Genomic DNA, 18824 nt, shown 5'->3' on the forward strand with positions numbered 1-18824 from the left:
CGTTCGGTTCGCGCGGTGTCGCGGGCGTCCGTGACCTGATCCCCCGGATGCAGGCCATGGGATTTCAACCTGCGCAACCAGCCGACACATCCAATACCGCACGCCTGCGCGCCATGATCCCCCAGATGGAGGCCATGGGCTACAAGCAGCAGCCTCAAGCCCTGGCCGATGGCGGTATCGTGGATACGATCAAGGGGATGGTGGGACTGCGCCCAAAGACCCGCGAGGAACTGCTGGCGGCAGATGCCAAAAATCAGGAGCGCAATCGGGAGGCGGCGGCCCGTGTCGCCGCTCGCCAAACCCCAGCTCCAGCCGCTCCTGCTGCGCCAGCTCCGCAGGCAGCTATCACGGACTATGCGGGCATGAGCGCCATGCAGCGCCGTGAAAAGGAGCAGGGCCTGAAAAACGGCGGCGCGGTCAAGCCGCACGGGTTCAAGGCAGGCGGCCTGATCCGTGGGCCAGGCACTGGGACCAGCGACTCCATCGAAACGGAGAAGCGCCCCGGCACCTTCATCATGCCGGCCGATAGCACGCAGGCCTTTGGACCTGAAATGCTGGAAGAACTGGGCGAGCCCGAGGAAATGGGTGAAGCAGCTGAAGGCATGGAAGAGCAGAGCCAGGGCGGCGAGTCTGGTGAGGGCGAGGAAGTGCCCGTGCGCTTGCAGACCCTGCTGGACCAGGCCGCAAACCTGAACGCCGAGCAAAAGGCGCAGCGCCTTCTGCGCAACAACAAGATCAGTGAGGGCATGCTGAAAGCCTGGCAGGGCCTGCCCCTGGACCAGTACACCGCAAACGTGGATTCCCGCTACGAGTCGCAGATGCTGCAGGCCGGTGTGGTGTGGACGCCCGCCGAGCTGAAATCCCTGTTCAAGCTGACCGACGCCCAAGTGGACCTGTACCAAGAGTTCCGCGCCGCGACAGACCGCAGCCTGGATACCATGGCCCGCGCCGACATGCTGCGCTACGGCGGCAAGGACGTGGCCGAGCTGCGCGACATGGTGATGGATGCCAAGGACGCACAGGATGCCGCGCAGATCCTGCGTAAACACCTGCAGATGCTGGCCAAGGAGAATCCCGACCGCGCAGGCGAAATCGGCCAGGTGTCGAACGGAATGCTGGACCGTGCCGCCCGCGTGCAGGAGCTGCAGGAGCAGGGCTATGCACCGCTGTCGCGCTTCGGCCAGTACACGGTGGACGTGGTGGACGAGAATGGCGAGCGCCAATACTTCGGCCTGTTCGAGACTGCCCGCGAGGCCAATCTGATGGCCATCAAGATGCGCAAGGAGTTCGGGCAGGACGCCGTGACCCAGGGCACGCTGTCAAACGACGAGTTCAAGCTGCTGGCCGGCATAACGCCCGAGTCGCTTGAGCTGTTCGGGAACATGCTGGGCCTTGAATCCGATGGCGATCAGGCCAAGGACCAGGCTTTCCAAGAGTACCTGCGCCGCACCAAGACCAACCGCAGCGCCATGCGCCGCCTGATTCACCGCCAGGGCATCGCGGGTTACAGCGAGGATGTGGGCCGGGTGCTGGCCAGCTTCCTCTACAGCAACTCCCGCCAGACTTCGGCCGGGCTGCACATGGGCGAGCTGGGCGAGGCGATCACGGCGATTCCCAAGCAGCAGGGCGAGCTGAAAGACGCAGCGATCCAGCTCTCGGAATACGTGAAGAACCCCCAGGAGGAAGCCCAGGCCGTGCGCGGACTGTTGTTTGCCCAGTACCTGGGTGGTTCCATCGCTTCGGCTTTTGTGAACATGAGCCAGCCTGCTGCCGTCACATTCCCGTGGCTGTCGCAGTTCGGTGGCGCCAAACAGGCCGCAGCTGAGCTGGGCCGCGCAGCCAAGAACCTGGCCAGCCGTAGCCACCGCTACGAGGCCGACCTGGCCGCCGCCCTCAAGCAGGCCGAGGAAGAAGGCACCGTGAGCCCGCAGGAGGTGCACCAGCTCATGGCACAGGCCCGGGGGTCCGGCTCGTTGCGCCCTGGCGATGGCACGCGCGCCGGGGATGCGCGCGCCGCAGCGAGTAATGCGCTCACCCGCCTGTCACTGGCCTGGGGCAAGGTGTTCGGCGCGGCAGAGCAGGTGAACCGCCGCATGACCTTCATTGCCGCGTACCGCGTGGCCAAGGCGCAAGGCATGGCCAACCCGGCCGCCTTCGCCAAGAAGGCCGTGATTGAAACCCAGTTCACCTACAGCAAGGCGAACAAGATGAAGTGGGGCCGCGGGGCAGTGGGCGCCACCGCGATGACCTTCAAGACCTACTCCATTGCCTATCTGGAGCTGCTGGGCCGGATGTGGACGCAGGGCGGCCCCGAGGGCAAAAAGGCCGTGCTCCTGGCGCTGGGCATGCTCATGCTGATGGGTGGTGCGGGCGGCCTGCCGTTTGCCGAGGATGCCGAGGATTTGGTGGATGGTCTGGCGCAGCTGGCAGGCTACAACTTCAATAGCAAGAAGGCCAAGCAGGAATTGCTCGAAAGCCTGTTCGGTGAGGCTGGCGCAGGCTTCATTGAGCGCGGTATCACCGGCCTGCCAGGTATGCCTCTGGACGTGTCCGGGCGCCTTGGCATGGGGAACCTGCTGCCGGCCACTGGCCTGTTCAAGGAAAAGACCGACTACACCCGCGACGTGCTGGAAGTGGTGGGCCCAGTGGGCGACCTGGCCAAGCGCGTGGCGTCGGGTACGCGCTCCATCCTGGCGGGCGATGTGGGCGCCGGGCTTCTGCAGATGGCGCCTGCCGCCGTGCGCAACGCAGTCAAGGGCGCCGACATGGCCGCCACCGGCATGTACCGCGACGACAAGGGCTACAAGGTTCTGGACACCAGCCCCGCCGAGGCGGCCATGAAGGCCATCGGCTTCCAACCCGCCAGTGTGTCCAAGGTGCAAGAGGCCAATTTCATCAACCAGCAGGCCAAGAACTTCTACAACCAGCAGGCGCAGGAAATCCGCGCCAAGTGGGCAAAGGGGATCTTTGAGAAAGACCCTGGCCTGGTTGCAGAAGCTCGTGCGGATCTGGAGGACTGGAATCGCAAGAACCCAGACCAGCGCATTGTGGTGAGCATGCCAGCCGTGCTCAAGCGCGTGCGAGAAATGGGCAAGACCAAGGACCAGCGGATTGCCGACACTGCGCCCAAGGCGATGCGCCAGCAGCTGCGGGAAGAAGCGGCGAAGGCGCGTGCCACTTTGTAGCCCCCCAGTCTGGTTTTACCCCATGCCCAGCAGCCGGAAAACTGCAGGGCATGGCAGCAGCACTACAGCACGACATTGAACTCCGCCGAGGGGCAACCTTCGTCCTGCCCGTGCGGTGGGAGACAACGCCCTGGCTGTATGCGGCCATCGCCAGCATTTCGCTCACCGCGCCGGTAGCCATCACGTCGGCCGCTCACACCATCCCCGATGGCTGGAATGTGGCTGTCGTGGACGCCAAGGGCCTCACCCAGCTCAACGCCAAAAGCAATCCACCCAAGGCTTCGGACATGCGCCGCGCCACCGTGGTGAGCGCAACGCAGATCCAGTTCAACGAGATCAGCGCCGCAGCATTCAGCAAGCACCAGGCCGGCACGGGCTATCTGGCATGGCTCACACCGCACAGCCTCGACGGCTACAAGGCGCGCATGCAGATCAAGGACCGCGTGGGCGGCACCGTGCTGCTGGAGTTGACTACCGAGAACGGCGGCATCGCGCTGGATGACGGAACCAAGGTCATCGAAATCTCAATCACGGCGGAGCAGGCCGAGGCCTTCACGAAAACCGCAGGCGTGTACGACCTCGAGCTTGTTTCCCCTGGCGGCGTGGTCACGGCGCTGATGGAGGGTGCCGTCGCCATCGACACCGAAGTAACCACCCCTATTGTTTGAAGGAGCCCACATGGCCGCCCAATTTTCCACCGCTGTGCGCAATGCGTTCTTGGACAGCATCGAAACCACTATCGGTACATCCCCAAAGCTGCAGATTCGCACCGGCGCAGCGCCCGCCAACTGCGCAGCCGCTGACAGCGGCACGCTGCTCGCCGAAATCACCTGCCCAGCAGATTGGATGGGCGCTGCATCCGCTGGCGCCAAGGCGCTCGCTGGCTCCTGGACCGTCGCGGCCGGTGCCGCCGGTACGGCCGGTCACTACCGCTTGAAGGACAACTCCGCAACGACTTGCCACGAGCAGGGCTCCATCACAGCCACGGGCGGCGGTGGCGACATGACCCTGGACAACACCAGCATCGCCTCCGGGCAGACTGTGACCATCACTGCCAAGACGCTGACTGCTGGCGGGGCATAAAGCAGCCCATGGCTGGAGACGCAGATTTCAGTAAAGTCGTCCTGCTGCTGAAAGGCGACGGGGCGAACAACTCCACGACCGTCGTAGACAGCAGCAGTTTCGGGAAAACGATCTCAGTCGGCGGGAACGCCAAGATAAGCACCACACAAAGCAAATTTGGTGGGGCCAGCCTACGGGCCGATGGATCGGCTTCGACCCGTTTTTTTTCCGGGGCTGATGCAGATTTTGACCTTGGTTCGATCACCTCGTCGTCAAACTACACCATAGAGCTTTGGGTTCGGCTTGACGGTGTTGGGGGGGAAGCTCAAAACCTCATCTCCCACGCGCTGCCTGGTAGCGGCGGAAGTGGTCGTGGTGGATGGTCTCTGTATTCCACGTCCGGCAACCTCGCCCTACAGATTTCAGGGATATCCTCCGCCACAAATCCTTGGATTTTTGGCATGACCACGACCACTGCCGTACTTAGCGCAGCGACTTGGGCGCATGTGGCGATCGTCCTCCAGAACGGGGTTCCGAAGATCTACGTTAATGGCGTGGCGGCGACCACTACGGTGACGAGCGGGGCTATCTGGGCAACCACACCAATAGGTCTGAATAGCACAAAGACAGACTATGGCGTCAGCATCGGTGCGACGGGGACAGACTCGAATAACCCCAGCCCTCTGCAGTTGCTGTCGGGCTATATCGATGAGGTCCGAATCACGAAAGGGCTCGCCAGGTACACGGCGAACTTCACTCCACCGACGGCGGGATTCCCAACTTTCGGGGCGGACGCTGAGCTTTCCGCGTCAGCGGCTGTTGGCGTTACATCTTCGTCGTCTGCCTCGGTATCAAATTCTGGCGCCGCAGCGGCCAACGTCTCAGTAGCCTCCACGGCGGCGGGCGGTATCGCAGTCGATGGTTCGGCCGCCACGACTGTGGCTGTCACCTCGGCAGCGGCTGGCGAGCTGGGCATCCCAGAAGCTGTTCTGTCCGGGGCAGCCACGGTAGGAGTCTCGTCAACCGCATCCGGCGCCGCCATTGTGCAGGGCGCAGGATCTACGGCCATCAACGTCACTTCCAGCGCGGACGCCACGGTGCGGTCGGGCGCGGAACTGTCCGGAAGTACGGTGGTAGACGTTGCTTCGGCTGGATCTGCTGCAGTGCGCGCGGCGGGGCAGGGGGCATCGGAAGTCACGGTTTTGTCGGTGGCGTCCGGGTCTGTGCCAGTGCGTGGCCAGGCCAGCGCTTCGGTGGCTGTCAGCTCTGCGGCTGCCGGTGCAGTGCCTATTGCAGCCTTCTCGGACAACACGGTGCAGGTGGGCTCTGTAGCCGCCGGGGCCGTCGCCGTTACCGGGCAAGCCGCTGCGGTTGTGAACATCACCAGCGCGACAAGAATCCGCGGGGGTACGCGTGATTTCACTCGAGACGTATCTGTGGCCACCATGCTGCGCGAGATCAGCGCGCGAACCGCTCCGCTCTCCGTGGTGGCCATCTCCGCACCGGGACAAGTTACTGTGACCACGCGACAGCGGGAAATCTCCGTTCTGGCTTGATTCCCCCCCAGTAGGGTTCGACCTGTTGCGCTATGCCCGGAACACTCCGGGCTCATGAAGACAGAAACCCTTGAAGCCATCGGCGCAGCCGGAAACAAAGCAACGATTGTCGGCGGCGCCGTTGCGGTGGCCGGGAAGTGGACTGCAACGGAAATTGCCACGTACATCGGTGCAGCGGTGGCCGTGATTGGCTTGATCGTCACTTGGTACTACAAGCGCGAAGCCAACAAGCGCCAAGCTGCCGATGATCGACGCCGCGAGGCTGAGCACCAGCGCCGGGAAACCGAGCGCGACATGCGCATGCAGTTAATGCGTACATCAGGCCTGCCGGTGTTCCATCGGGACACGGACCTTGGCGAACTTGCGGCGGACGAATGAGCGACTCCAAGATTCAGCCGAAGGTGATCTGGGTCGCGGCCCTCGGCGGCTTCGTCACGCTGCTGTCACCGATGCTGATAGACCACCTCCAGCAGTGGGAAAGCGGCAAGGCCCGCGTGCTGGTGGTCTATGCCGACAAGCTGGCCGGCAACATCCCCACCGTCTGCAATGGCCTTACACGTCACGTCACCACCACCCCGATCATCGTCGGCGAGCGCTGGACCGAAGAGAAGTGTGTAGTAGAGGAATCCAACGCACTGGAACGCGTGCAGCGCGCCGTGCTCTCTTGCTTCAAACGTCTGCCACCGCCAAGCGTGCTCGACATGGCCAGCAGCCACGCATGGAACCTCGGAGCCAGCGCCACCTGTGGCAGCGGTGCCATGGCCGCATGGAACCGTGGCGAGTGGGAGCGCGGTTGCCAGCGCATCAGCCGTGGCGATGACGGGACTCTGGTGTGGAGTTTCACCAGTCACATCGACCCCAAGACCGGTAAGAAGGTTTACACGTTCGTTCAAGGGCTTGCCAACCGACGTGCGGACGAAACCGCGAAGTGCGAGGTGGGCGCGTGAACCTCACTCTCATCACCCATCTGATTGCTGCCACCGTGGCCGCCGCTGGCGTGTGGGTCTTTCAAGACGCCCGCATGGATGCCGCCGTGGCCGAGGTCCGGCTGGAGCAGACGAATGAGCGCCTGGGCGCAGTGAGCCAGGCCCGCGCCGACGAGCGTGCCATCACCTCGACCTACCAAGGAGCCCTGAATGCTGCCCGCACCCGTGAAGCGCTTTTGCGCACTGAAATTGACCATCTGCACCGTGTTTCTGACGGGCTGCGGGACCAAAACGCCGGTGCCGCCCGCAGCCTCGCTGCAGCTCCCCCCGCCGCCGTCCTTGAGTACGCCCTTGCCGTCAACGCCGTATTCGACGACTGCCGTGCCGCTTATGCAGGCATGGTTGAAAAAGCTGATGGGCACGCAAGTGATGTCCGAACCCACCGTGAAGCCTGGCCAGTAATCCCGCCCCGGCCGGATGCCGGGTCAACTCCCTGAGAACACCATGACCTCTACTGTCATCAAGCCCACCGTGGGCCGCAAAGTTTGGTTTCGCCCCAATGGCACTACTGATCTGCAGAAGCCCGGCACTACCGAACGCGGCCGCCTGAACGAACTTCATGGGCAACCGCTGGACGCCACCGTGACCTATGTGTGGAGCGAACGCATGGTGAACCTGTCGGTGCTCGATCACTACGGCAACCCGTTCATCGCAACCAGCGTCAATCTGCTGCAACCCGGTGACTCGACACCCGCGACCGGCTTCTACGCCGAATGGATGCCCTACCAGCAGGGGCAGGCGGCAAAAGCGGAGTCTGCATCGGCCGCCATGGCATCTGGGATTGTGATCCCGCCGATTGGTGCGCCAAGTGTGGGCACCACTTCCGCGAGTTTACAGCTCCCCGTCATCGATCCCGGCCCCGACTCTCTGGAGCGCGAGATCCAGGCCAAGGCTCTGCCGCCTCACCAACAGCGCGTGCTGGACGAGAAGCGAGAACTGGACGAGCGCCTGTCAAAGCTGGATGCCTTCGTTCTGGACAACCCGCTTTTCCTGAAGCTGCCCAGCGCCGAACAGGAGCGTCTGTCTCGCCAGTCGAAGGCCATGGCCGTTTACTCCGGCATCTTGGACGAGCGGATCGCCTGCTTCTGATTACGTCGGCAAGGCCCGCCCCGGTGCGCCGGGATGGCCAAGTGGTTCGCCAGCCTGGCCGACACCCATTCCCCGCCACGGCAAGGGGCCCTTCGCCGGTAGCCACGGCACCACCTTTTGGAGATTCACCATGTACCGTTCGTCCCGCCTCGTTTCCCTGGTTGCCGTGGCTTTCATGGCTGCCGCCTCTGCCATTTCCGTCGCCGCTGACCGCGTTGTGTCCGCCGTGAGCTACGGGGTTGTCCGCCTGCTCACTGCCTGGGTGGAACCCTTTCAGCCGCAGGTCAAGCCGCCCAGCCAAGAGAAACCGCGCGTGGCGCTGGTAGCGGCGAAATCCTTCGTGGCGCGCGTGCTCAAGCGACGGCCCTCGGTACATCCTTCCTGGCGGATGTGCCCATCGACTTGATACCGCTGCTCAGGTTTGAGCAGTAGCTGCGCATTCCGGTGATGATGACCGGTCAGTCCAGCAGCATGAACACCCTTAGCAGGTATCCTCGGTCACCGGCTGCAATCGGCCAGAAGCAGCAGCTCACCGCAAATGGAAGCGGACGTTCAACGTTCGAATTGAGCGGCCTGCGCGGCTTTTCGCGCAGGTCCGCTCGAAAGAAGGGTTGGGCGCCATTGCCACATGGCGGCACTTAGGAACTGGCGCTGCATTTTTTGCATTTCACTTCCGGGAATAACCCGTTCGGGTTCGGAATGACACCAAATAGCGCCTCGGCGTTCTCCTGAAAGAAGTGGTGACAGTAGGCAAATACGCCCTCTATGTTTAACCCAGCCACGCCTTTGTTCTTTGGATCATCAAGGTGGTGCACCAGCTCATTGGCATGTTCTCTGAGCACCTTCAGCGTGGGAAACAGGCGCTCTCTGATGATGTTTACGCCAACAGATGCTTCCTTGCACCCACGGCAATCAGTCGATAATTTCGCGGCCAAGTCTTCTTGGATTAGCTTCATAACAACTGTGTCCGCCGAGCGGGTTGCGAGCGCCACCACGTAAGCTTTAGACAACTCCTCCATCCAGTCACGACCTTTGCCAAAGCTGCTGTATGCGCGCAAAGCAGTTGTTCGCTGGATGATGGCTAAGGCTACTTGAACGTTCGGCCCTTCGCCCGCTCTGATGCCCACTGCATCGATTGGTTTAGGAACAAACTTCAGAAAGTCGTTCGTGCTCACGCCTATGACGCCCAACGTGAAAATGACCGGACCACCACCCTTTGCGGCGAAGCCGCCTCCTGCAGGTCTGGGTCCGTGTCGATTGTCATGTTAGAGCTCCGGTGGTGTGGTGCGCTTCAAACGCCACTTAAATTTTTGAAGAGTTGAGTAGGTCTTTGAGGAAACCTCGTCCACCGAACGACCTGCCATGATATTCATAGTGTCCTGATAAACCCGAAGACGCATTGCGTCCTGGAAACTTTCCTCCGAGAACGACCTGAAGGGAACGTAGCACTGGACCATCTCGGCCTTGACTTGAGCGAAATACTCTGCGAAAGGAAGTTGGTTCCAACTTCTCGCCTGGCGATTCCCAAAGAAGTGCCATAGACCATCGCGGATGTTCGTAGGGAGCGCCTCAGTTTCAAACGGACCGTGCCGAATGTAGATAGGCTTCGTCGTGGCGTGCTCACCATCCGAATGTCTGCGACAGATGCGGTTGACGGTGCGTGAAAACTCGGCGCTCAAGGTTCCCTGAGGGTATGCATACGCATACTCGATGCAGATGTCGACGTACGGCGATGTGGATGTGAAGTTCACGGCGTCCGATCGGGCCTGAGAGCTCTAACGTGGAGTTGAGGCGCCTGCGCGGCTTTTCGCGCAGGTCGCCTCGAACGCCGGGTTATGCCTCATAGCGGCTGTACCGCGATAGTGTTCCCGACGCGCGACAAAGAGAATTTCTTCCCTGACCAGAAATAGTCTCGATATGCCATACCGAAACCATTGGAGATGATGTCGTCGGTCGACAGGAAGCCCAGATCTTTGTAGAAGCGATCAAGCTGAGGGATCTTCTGTTGCTCCACGGCGACTTGAATGAATCCTTTGTCTTGGACCATTTGCTTCGCAGTATTGACGAGATGCTTTCCGAGGCCCGCGCCTCTGAACGCAGGGAAGACATAGAGGCACGAAAGAACGAACTGAAACTGTTTATGCTGAAAGCCCATGAAATATCGCTGTTGCTTTGCGAAATCCGGATTGAGAACGTGAGCGTTCTTTGATGACCGAGGATCTGTTAGCAGATTGCCGCCCATATCCGAGATGGCGTCGCCGTACCCCTGGAGCAACGGGGCCAGAAGATGCGGTTCATCGGATAGCCATTCAGAAAACTCTTCCTGCTGGACGAATAGATCAGGCATTGATACTCCTTGAGGCATAACGTAATTTAGACCGCAAAACCTGCGGGATAAACTGGACCGTGCGGGATATTCTGGGCACTGATTTCTCCTGGAGGCCGCTTGCAGCATAGCTTTTCAAGCGATGAGCTGTTCAAACGTACAGGTATAAAAATTCCATGAAACCCGGTACGCTTTAAGTCAGCAAACTATAGCTTGCCGTAGGCAAACACAGGGATTTCCAGCAACCGCGACAGCAAGTCAATGGCGGCTTCCAGGCGGCACTACTGAGCGGCGGCTTTGGGCCCAAAGCGGAAGTCAAGAGCGTAGCCGAGACAAAAAAGTTTGCCCCTTAGTTGCTCGTTGCCTTGATGATGTTCAGAACGATCAGCTGGGGCAGGAGTGCAGTCATTCCAATAGCAATCCACCACCAGCCCTTCCTACGTAGGCTCTGCACTTCGGCATCACCCTCTTTGCCAAGCTGAATGATTTGATATGCATTCAGGTGTCCGAGCCGCTTCATCAGCTTCAGCTTTTGGGGAAGGAGCCAGACTGCTCCGACAACTATCCAAAGAACCACCGAAGCGAAAAAAATGGATACGAGCGTCATAAAGAATGCGAAGGTCTGCTATTAGCCGGATTCTGCCCCACGGCGAGGGGCACTACCGGGCCCAAAGCAGCCGTACACCTTTCCCGTAAGCAGACGTCAGTAAATCACCGAGCTACAAGCTAATAGCCCGGATTGATACACAGGCCATCTCAATGCGGATGTGCATGCCCATGGCGGTGATGAATGTCCGGGTAATGCGGGTGCTTGTGCGTCAACACCTCATGCCGGTGGGCATGCGTGTGCGGTTCCGTGGCGTTCCAGGCAAAGGCATGCGCGTGCTGGTGGTGCTCGTCATGCGAATGCCTGTGGCTGTGCTCCAGCGGCTCATGGCTGTGTTCGTGTTCATGCCGCTCGCGGACATGCAACCAGATGCCAACGGCCATCAGCGCGGCGGCCGTCCAGAAGAGTGGGCCCGGCACGTCGGGCCATAACGCCAAAGAAATGGCCACGCCAAACAGCGGTGCTACCGAAAAATAAGCCCCCGTCCGGGCCGTGCCCAGCGTCCGCAGAGCCACCACGAACAAGGTCAAACTCAATCCATAGCCGATAAATCCCACGACGAGGCTCCCACCCAGCGTGGTCATCGATGGCAGCGCGGCGCCATTGAGAAGCGCCAGGGCGGTATTGCTGACCCCGGCAAGTAATCCCTTCAACCCGGCGACCAGCATGGCATCGTTCGTCGAAACCTTGCGGGTCAGGTTGTTGTCCACTGCCCAGCACAGGCATGCCCCAACAATGAGCAACGCACCTGACGAAAATCTCACAGCGCCTGGCTGCCAGGACAGCAGGAGACCGGCAAGAACGATGACCACCATACCCAATACGATGTGGCGGTCCGCATTCTCCTTGAACACCCACCAGGCGATGAGCGCAGTCAACACGCCTTCGACATTCAGCAGCAGCGATGCCGAGGCGCCGCTGGTCTGGGTCAGTCCGAGCATCAGCAGCGCTGGGCCGAGTACGCCGCCAAACACGATGGCGCTCAGCAGCCAGGGCAGTTCGGCCCGTGGAATACGCAGAGCATCGGGAGTGTGCTCACCTTCTTTTTTCCTCAGCTGGCGCAGCGCCAGCAACAGACACAGGCCAAGTCCGCTGCCCAGGTAGAGCAGCCCGGCCAATAGCAAAGGTGTCACATTGCCGAGCAGCAGCTTGGCAAATGGCGTGCTCGCGCCAAACAACAGGGCGGCGGCGAGTGCGGGTGCAGCGGAACGTATAGACATGGAGAAAGTAAAACACACCTGCAAAGGCAATGATGCACGTTGAGCCGTTAGCTAAGGATGTTGCGTGCTGAAGTTTGACCGGCAATGTCCGCTTCTGGCCGAGGCTGTGTGGAAACGCGCAGCGAGTGAACGGGCGAATCCCTTCCTGCCTAACTGGGCCGTATTTTCGGCCTCCGCGTTTTTGAGCGCACCCCTGGGGCTGATGAGTCGATCTGAAGCGCGGATGTGCTTGTAGAGGCCAAGAAAGGCCTCATGCCTTGACCATCCTCATCGCCTGCATCGTCCCCGCGATGCCCAGCACGCCGATCACCCGCTTGAGGTTGTAGGCCAGCACATGCAGGCTCATCTCGGTGCTGACATGCTTGAGGGTCTTCATCAGGAAGTGCGTCGAGCCCATCCAGTGCTTGAGAGTGCCGAAGACATGTTCCACGGTGGACCTGCGCAAGGTCATGGCGTCCGGCTTGCGGTCCAGCCGCTGCTGCACACGCTCAAGAACTTCTTCGTGTTCCCAACGCCGGATGCGTCTGTTGCGGCTGGTCGTGCACTCAGCCTTGAGGGCGCATCCCGGGCATGCACTGCTCCAGTAGACACGCGCATTGAGACCGCTCTTCTCCAGCGTGCTGAACCGGTAGATGGCTCGCTTGCCCGCAGGGCACTGGTATTCATCATCCTCCGCGATGTAGATGAAGTCGGCCTTGTCGAAGCGCCCCTCGGCCTTCGCGTTGGAGGTCATAGGCTTGGGTACGAATGCCGTGATGCTGGCGTCTTCGCAGGCCTTGAGCTGCGGGCCACTGAAGTAGCCGCGGTCGGCGAAGGCCTGTAGGCCCTGAGTTCCCATCGTCTGGCCTGCGGCGCAGGCCATCTTGTGCAGTTGTGCACGGTCGTTGCCGACATTCGTGACCTCGTGCGCGACGATCAGATGGTGCTCGGCATCGACGGCCGTCTGCACGTTGTAGCCCACCAGACCCGATCCCTTGGCCTGGGTAGTCATCGAGCGTGCATCGGGATCGGTGAGTGATATCTGTCCGTCAGGTAGGTCCTTTAGCTGCTCTCTCAAGCTATCGAGCCGCCGCATCTGCTCGCGTAACTTCTTGATCTTCTCCTGCAAGCGTTCTGTCTTAGCCTCGACTTCCGCGGGCTGCGTGCGGTCAGCGGTCTCCAGCGCGTCGAGGTAACGCTGGATGCTTTGTTCGATTTGCTCCTGGCGCCTGTCGATCTTGCCCGGGGTGAAGTTGCGGTCGCGGCTGTTGACCGCCTTGAACTTGCTGCCATCGATCGCCACTATGGCCTGCGAGAAGAGCTTGAACTGCCGGCACATGGCGATGAAGCGCTTGCAGACGTTGCGGATGCCCGGGCCGCTGTTGCGGCGGAAGTCGGCAATGGTCTTGAAGTCCGGCGCGAGACGGCCGGTCAGCCACATCAGCTCGACATTGCGCTGGGCTTCACGCTCCAAACGACGGCTCGATTGGATGCGGTTGAGATACCCGTAGATGTAGAGCTTGAGCAGTACGGCAGGGTGATACGCCGGCCGACCGGTGGCAGCAGGATTGACGCCATCGAAGCCGATCGACTGGAGATCGAGCTCCTCGACAAAGGCATCTACTACTCGTACCGGGTTGTCCTCGCCGATGTAGTCGTCCAGGCACTCCGGCAGCAGCGTGACCTGTCTTCGGTCCTCGCCTTCGATGAATCTCTTCATGGGTCACCTCGATCGCAACGGGGTGGCATGATTTTATTTGCGATGGTCCGAATGGCGAAGTGTTTTCACACAGCCTCGGCCGATTGCGGCCGGTGGCCGAGGATACCTGCTAAGGGTGTTCATGCTGCTGGACTGACCGGTCATCATCACCGGAATGCGCACCAGGCGCTGAGTCGTCTACTTCCAGCTTCACGCCCATGAATTTGGTTTGATCGTCCACGTCATTGCCTGTGACGGCCTTCCTTGTGGATGAGGGGTCGTTTTTGAGCTTCGCGAATTCAGAGGAAGAAATTACGAACTTTTTGGGGTGGGCGTTGTTGTGTGCCTTCTAATGGGTCTTGAGCGCGGAGAGCAGCTTTTCGTAGATATGGGCCATGGCGTGGAATTTTGCCCGGAATGGCGACCAGTTCAGTTTCAATTTCTAACAATTGTCGGTGTCCAGTGGTGTCGGGTGCGTCGCAGAAATTCGCACCGATTTCGCACCGATTGATGGCATCTGGCGTGGAACAAGGCGCGGACGCGGGTTCAATTCCCGCCAGCGCTTGATGCTTTTTTCGATCAATTTTTCTCTTTGGAGTGACTCGCGCAGATACGCTGCTTTGGCATATTGTTCCCGTGTGTATCAGTTCTTGAAGGTCGTTTTGTGTCGCATTCAGAATGCACGTTCGTTCAAGCCGGAGGTGGTATGCCAATGAGATATTTGTTGGAACTTTCGCAGGATGAACTGCCCCTGATCGAGTCGGATGTAGAGAACATTGACACGTTGCGGGTGTTGCATGCTGCGGGCTTGGTCGAGGTCCGGTTTTCATCGGTCGATGCAGATGTGCAGACCGCACAGGTGCTGTTCATCACCGGGCTGGGTGCTGCCACGCTGCGAGCCTGCGGTGGTGCGACTGCTCATGTTCCACGCGCAGTCCTGTCTGAGTCTGAGTGTGATCTCGAGCCTTCTTTCGATTGATTCTGGCGCAGCAACGCTGATGGCAGCACTGCGAGCCATGGGCAGATCTCCTACAAGTGAATGCGCTGCGGTGGGCGGTTTGTAGTCTCGTCACAAAAATATGATGAATTCCTTCAATTACGGGTGTTGCCCGTTGAAAGGTGATTCATGGGTAGTTGGTACAAATTGAATCTCGGCAATGATGATCAGGCGTTTGAGCCGACGCTGCGTATTCAGCAAATGTTCATGTCAAAGTTTCTGATGTGCCCGCCTGGATCAGGGCGGGCGCTCTTTTCTTGCTATGACAAAAACACCGACAACCTCTCTCTGTATTTCTCACCCGCCGCGCAAGACATTGCTTTGCGTGTCTATGCCGAGCCCTGCGACCCTCCGTTGGCCATCGATTGCATAGGCTTGCTGGCGGGGGAGGGGGATGCGCTGGGTGGAGATCTTTCAGGGTTGGCGCGCGCGGATGCAGCACTGCAAGGTGCCTGACGTTATTGGCGCGGCCCCGAGGTCTGCTATGGCGCTGATCCTGCACATTGGCCACCAAGGCTCACATCAATATCTTGCCAGGGTGTTTGATGGCAAGCTGCTGGTAGGCGCGCCCACTGTCCATCCCCGCATTGAAGACGCCATTTTGGCGTACGGCGCCAATGCGCCAGAGGTGTTCCCGCAGGCTGCGGCATTCTCTATCTGGTATGGCGGCTGGACGATTGGGTGCGTCGCGCGCACGCAGATGGACACGGATGCGGCCCAGTTGGCCAATCGCTTGCTGGTATTGGCTGCCGTGGTGCGCTGACGCCCCCTCCGCAAGACAGTGGACGTTGAAGGGCCGCAGCCCTGACGAAACAAAATGAAATAAACCGAAACCGGGTCGAGACGACGCCGCGTTTGGCGGTGGGCAAGATGAGGGCCATGTTCAACACCTTCCTTGAAAGGACGGCAACATGAGCCCCTGGATTCGAAAAACTTTATTGGGCGTGTTCGGCGCTTCTATTGTCCTGGGCGGTCTAACGGCTTGCTCCAGCGGCGGCCCGCATAGCGGGCCCATGGGCGCCGAAAAAATGAGCCAGGTGCGCGGCAAGTTGGTTGCGCGGGTAAGCAGCAAGCTCGATTTGGACGAGGCGCAGAAGCACAAGCTTGATATTCTGGCCGACAAGTTGGAGGCCCAGCGTACGGCTTTCATGGGCAAGACGCAGGATCGTCACGCTGAAATGCAAACCATCGTGGCGGGGAGCACATTTGACCGTGCCCATGCTCAAGCCATGGTGGATGAGACGACGCGTGCCTTGCAGGCCAACAGTCCTGAAGTCATCACGGCTCTGGCAGATTTCTACGACAGCCTCAACCCCAGTCAGCAGCAAAAGGTGCGCGAGATGATGCAACACCGGCGCAAAGGCTGGATGGCGCGCGGTTGATGCGAGCGGGACTTGCCATGTCACCCACTCAGGAACCGGTACACCGCTTGGCTCAGGGCGTACGCATTCACGGCAGCGAGTTGCTTGCAGGGGCAACCGACCCGCACGATGAGCTCATGTCGCTGGTGTGGGGCCCGCGATTTGATCGAGACCACGCGCTGCAGCTGGTCGCCCGGCAGCCTGAAGCGGCAGCGCGTACCCTGCCCGCCCTGCTCGCCGCCGCCGACCACTTCGATGCATTGCATGCTCTGGCACAGAGCCGTTTGCGCCGTCTGATCGTGCGTCACCGCGCATTGCGTGCGGCGGGCGCGGCACAGGCATCGCTCGGCGCACGCGCTTGACGGTGTAAGAATTGCTCATGCACCGTATTTTGCTAATTGACGACGATGAACAGCTCGGGGCGCCGCTTGCCACCTATTTCAGCCGCTTTGAGCTCGAGTTGGTTCACGCGGTCAGGCCCAGCCACGGGCTCGACTTGCTGGATGCAGGGGGCTTTGACGCGGCGATTCTGGATGTGATGCTGCCCGAGATGGACGGGTTTGAGCTGTGTCGCACGATTCGCAAACAGGGCGATCTGCCCATCGTGATGCTCACCGCACGCGGTGACGTGATGGACCGGGTCGTTGGGTTGGAACTGGGTGCGGATGATTACTTGCCCAAACCGTTTGAGCCACGCGAGCTGGTAGCCAGGTTGCAGACCATCCTTCGCCGTCGCAGAGGCCAGGGGCAGGGCGGCGCGGCAGTGGAGGCGCTCCAGTTTGACGGCCTCGTTCTTGACGCGGCGCAGCGCAGTGTTCATCGCCAGGGGGCTGTGGTCGAGCTGACGGGCACCGAATTTGATCTGCTGCACCTTTTGGCGCGGGAGCCGGGCAGGGTGTTCAGCCGCGACGACATCTTGAACCATCTGCGGGGTCATGAGGCAGATCTGTATACCCGGGCCGTGGATATCGTGGTGAGCCGCCTGCGAAAGAAGCTGGAGCCGCTTGACTGCATCAAGACACTGCGCAACGCCGGTTATTCATTGGCGCTGCGGCGCGCGGTGTCATGAAAGTGTTTCGTCGGGCGCGCGATCCCGATTGCGCCTGGCATCGCCGCGCGCGGCGCGCCGTGGGGCATTCATTGCACATACGCCTGGTGTTGGTGTTCATGGCACTTGCTGTGGCTGTGGCGGTCACATTTATGGGAGGGGTTCAACGGGCCGTTGCCGTGGGCTGGCGCGAGGCAGCCCGACCATTGTTGATGGACTATGTGGACCGCCTCACCGCCGATATTGGCAGCCCGCCAAGCATCGCGCGGGCGCAGGCCATTGCCAACCGTTTGCCTGTCACGTTGCGCATTGATGGCCCGCAGGTCAACTGGGCGTCGCACCCCGAGCAACCCGAACCCGATTGGATGAGCGACAAATTCCGCAGGCAAGAGCACTGGGCCGATGGTGAGAACGGGCGCCGGCTGCTGCAGCGCACCACTGCGGACGGGCACCACATTGAATTTGGATTGAATGCGCTTTCATGGGAAAAGCGACCGCGTATTGCCTGGGGCACGCTCACCGTGCTGCTGCTGTTGACCGCGCTGGCTTACGTGTACGTGCGCCACCTGCTGCGGCCGCTGGACGATATTCGCAGTGGTGCACAGCGTTTTGGCGACGGTGATTTTGCGCAGGCCATCCCCGTGCGCCACGCCCACCGCCCCGACGAGCTGGGGCAACTGGCCGCCACCATCAACACGATGGGCGACGACATCCACCAGATGCTGGAAGCTAAACGTGCGTTGTTGCTGGCGATGAGCCATGAACTGCGTAGCCCACTGACCCGTGCGAGGCTGAACACCGAACTATTGCCCGAGTCCGCCGACGTGGTGATCCAGCGGCAGGCCCTGCTGCGCGACCTGGGCGAAATGGCCGGGCTTATTACCGACCTGCTCGAAAGCGAGCGACTGGCAGGCCGCCATGCCGCACTGCATCGCGAGTCCACTGATCTGGCAGAGCTGGCACGCGAGGTGATTGACGAACTGGGCGTGCGCCACGCGGGGGCGGCAGATATTGCCCTGCATGTCGCGCAAGATCTGCCGCTGGTTTTATTGGACCGTTCACGCCTGCGCTTGGTGCTGCGCAACCTGCTCGATAACAGTTTGCGCCATACCGAATCGGCCGCGCTACCTCCCGAGTTGCATGTGCGCGTCGCCGACCAAACGGTCGCGATCGAGGTGCGAGACCATGGCTGCGGCGTACCGCCAGAACACCTGCCCCATCTGGCACAGGCGTTTTATCGGCCAGATACCGCACGCCAACGCTCCACGGGTGGGGTGGGACTGGGCCTTTATCTGTGCCGCTTGGTAGCGCAGGCGCATGGGGGGCAGTTGCACATGCGCAATGCCGAGCCGGGCCTTTCAGTCGCTGTCATCTTGCCGTTTGCGGGCTGAACGGCGGGGTTGTTCCTGTGCTGGCGGCCCACTCTGACGAAATATCTGCTGGGTTTCTAGGGCTGAGGGGCACTTTGTCTGCACACTGCTGGTGCGTCTTGGTTTGTCGCCACCGAACCCTGCAGGGGCTGCAGCGGCGCGTTTTATATCAAATTGGTCGCTGGCGCTTGATGTGTAAGCGCTAGCAGCTATAAATTTGATAGTTGATGGTGTTGGAAACCCCACCCAAAAGCCGTTGCCACAGGTTGGCCCTTTTCTTGCTGCGTGTTGGCAGCATCACTTTCAGCCGGTTTTGGTGTTTACCCTGTATAGACAGGT

Annotated in this window: 22 protein-coding genes; 16 read left to right on the forward strand and 6 right to left on the reverse strand. The window is 60.7% G+C overall.

The window, feature by feature from the left end; translation table 11 throughout:
• Positions 1–56: 56 nt before the first annotated feature.
• The 9 genes from KI609_RS10770 (at position 57) to KI609_RS10810 (ending at position 8284) form a co-directional block, all read left to right on the forward strand.
• On the forward strand, positions 57–3185 hold the full coding sequence (locus tag KI609_RS10770) for a PLxRFG domain-containing protein (RefSeq protein ID WP_226449859.1): 3129 nt from the start codon (positions 57–59) through the stop codon (positions 3183–3185).
• A gap of 50 nt (positions 3186–3235) precedes the next feature.
• On the forward strand, positions 3236–3853 hold the full coding sequence (locus KI609_RS10775) for a hypothetical protein (protein ID WP_226449861.1): 618 nt from the start codon (positions 3236–3238) through the stop codon (positions 3851–3853).
• A 10-nt stretch (positions 3854–3863) separates the two neighbouring features.
• Positions 3864–4268 (forward strand): hypothetical protein, encoded by a 405-nt coding sequence (locus KI609_RS10780; RefSeq protein WP_226449863.1) that lies wholly within the window; start codon positions 3864–3866, stop codon positions 4266–4268.
• A gap of 8 nt (positions 4269–4276) precedes the next feature.
• Entirely contained in the window at positions 4277–5803 is a 1527-nt protein-coding gene (locus KI609_RS10785; RefSeq protein ID WP_226449865.1) for a LamG domain-containing protein, read from the forward strand.
• 54 nt (positions 5804–5857) lie between these two features.
• A complete protein-coding gene (locus tag KI609_RS10790) occupies positions 5858–6181 on the forward strand; it encodes a holin (protein WP_226449867.1) in 324 nt (107 codons plus the stop codon).
• Positions 6178–6750 carry a lysozyme gene (locus tag KI609_RS10795; protein WP_226449871.1) on the forward strand — a complete coding sequence of 191 codons (573 nt, stop codon included), beginning with the start codon at positions 6178–6180 and terminating at the stop codon, positions 6748–6750. Before KI609_RS10790 ends, KI609_RS10795 begins: the two co-directional genes overlap by 4 nt.
• Positions 6747–7226 carry a hypothetical protein gene (locus KI609_RS10800; RefSeq protein ID WP_226449872.1) on the forward strand — a complete coding sequence of 160 codons (480 nt, stop codon included), beginning with the start codon at positions 6747–6749 and terminating at the stop codon, positions 7224–7226. Before KI609_RS10795 ends, KI609_RS10800 begins: the two co-directional genes overlap by 4 nt.
• 7 nt (positions 7227–7233) lie before the next feature.
• Entirely contained in the window at positions 7234–7878 is a 645-nt protein-coding gene (locus tag KI609_RS10805) for a crAss001_48 related protein (RefSeq protein ID WP_226449874.1), read from the forward strand.
• A 130-nt stretch (positions 7879–8008) separates the two neighbouring features.
• Positions 8009–8284 (forward strand): hypothetical protein, encoded by a 276-nt coding sequence (locus KI609_RS10810; RefSeq protein WP_226449876.1) that lies wholly within the window; start codon positions 8009–8011, stop codon positions 8282–8284.
• A gap of 232 nt (positions 8285–8516) precedes the next feature.
• Here the strand turns inward: KI609_RS10810 and KI609_RS10815 are convergent, their stop codons facing one another.
• The 6 genes from KI609_RS10815 to KI609_RS10840 all read right to left on the reverse strand — a co-directional run bounded on the left by KI609_RS10815 (position 8517) and on the right by KI609_RS10840 (position 13730).
• On the reverse strand, positions 8517–9053 hold the full coding sequence (locus tag KI609_RS10815; protein ID WP_226449878.1) for a hypothetical protein: 537 nt from the start codon (positions 9051–9053) through the stop codon (positions 8517–8519).
• A 90-nt stretch (positions 9054–9143) separates the two neighbouring features.
• A complete protein-coding gene (locus KI609_RS10820; RefSeq protein ID WP_226449880.1) occupies positions 9144–9629 on the reverse strand; it encodes a hypothetical protein in 486 nt (161 codons plus the stop codon).
• An 89-nt stretch (positions 9630–9718) separates the two neighbouring features.
• Positions 9719–10225 (reverse strand): GNAT family N-acetyltransferase, encoded by a 507-nt coding sequence (locus tag KI609_RS10825; RefSeq protein WP_226449882.1) that lies wholly within the window; start codon positions 10223–10225, stop codon positions 9719–9721.
• A gap of 328 nt (positions 10226–10553) precedes the next feature.
• The gene (locus KI609_RS10830; protein ID WP_226449884.1) at positions 10554–10811 is read right to left on the reverse strand and encodes a hypothetical protein; all 258 of its coding nucleotides are present in this window, start codon (positions 10809–10811) and stop codon (positions 10554–10556) included.
• Positions 10812–10960: 149 nt separating this feature from the next.
• Positions 10961–12031, reverse strand: coding sequence for a DMT family transporter (locus tag KI609_RS10835; protein ID WP_226450327.1), 1071 nt, complete (start codon positions 12029–12031; stop codon positions 10961–10963).
• 250 nt (positions 12032–12281) lie between these two features.
• On the reverse strand, positions 12282–13730 hold the full coding sequence (locus KI609_RS10840; RefSeq protein ID WP_226449886.1) for an IS1182 family transposase: 1449 nt from the start codon (positions 13728–13730) through the stop codon (positions 12282–12284).
• Positions 13731–14433: 703 nt separating this feature from the next.
• On the opposite strand from KI609_RS10840, the gene KI609_RS10845 reads away from it, so the two are divergent.
• The 7 genes from KI609_RS10845 (at position 14434) to KI609_RS10875 (ending at position 18506) form a co-directional block, all read left to right on the forward strand.
• Positions 14434–14688 (forward strand): hypothetical protein, encoded by a 255-nt coding sequence (locus KI609_RS10845; RefSeq protein ID WP_226449888.1) that lies wholly within the window; start codon positions 14434–14436, stop codon positions 14686–14688.
• A gap of 147 nt (positions 14689–14835) precedes the next feature.
• The gene (locus KI609_RS10850) at positions 14836–15162 is read left to right on the forward strand and encodes a hypothetical protein (RefSeq protein WP_226449890.1); all 327 of its coding nucleotides are present in this window, start codon (positions 14836–14838) and stop codon (positions 15160–15162) included.
• A 28-nt stretch (positions 15163–15190) separates the two neighbouring features.
• Entirely contained in the window at positions 15191–15469 is a 279-nt protein-coding gene (locus KI609_RS10855; protein WP_226449892.1) for a hypothetical protein, read from the forward strand.
• A 148-nt stretch (positions 15470–15617) separates the two neighbouring features.
• Positions 15618–16088 (forward strand): Spy/CpxP family protein refolding chaperone, encoded by a 471-nt coding sequence (locus KI609_RS10860; RefSeq protein WP_226449894.1) that lies wholly within the window; start codon positions 15618–15620, stop codon positions 16086–16088.
• 17 nt (positions 16089–16105) lie between these two features.
• On the forward strand, positions 16106–16429 hold the full coding sequence (locus KI609_RS10865) for a hypothetical protein (protein WP_226449896.1): 324 nt from the start codon (positions 16106–16108) through the stop codon (positions 16427–16429).
• Between the two features lie 17 nt (positions 16430–16446).
• Complete coding sequence (locus KI609_RS10870; RefSeq protein WP_226449898.1) at positions 16447–17136, forward strand: response regulator transcription factor; 690 nt, start codon at positions 16447–16449, stop codon at positions 17134–17136.
• Positions 17133–18506 (forward strand): sensor histidine kinase, encoded by a 1374-nt coding sequence (locus KI609_RS10875; RefSeq protein ID WP_226449900.1) that lies wholly within the window; start codon positions 17133–17135, stop codon positions 18504–18506. Before KI609_RS10870 ends, KI609_RS10875 begins: the two co-directional genes overlap by 4 nt.
• Positions 18507–18824: the final 318 nt, after the last annotated feature.

It is taken from the genome of Acidovorax radicis (genome assembly GCF_020510705.1).
In the GTDB taxonomy this organism is placed as follows: Bacteria; Pseudomonadota; Gammaproteobacteria; order Burkholderiales; family Burkholderiaceae_C; genus Acidovorax; species Acidovorax radicis_A.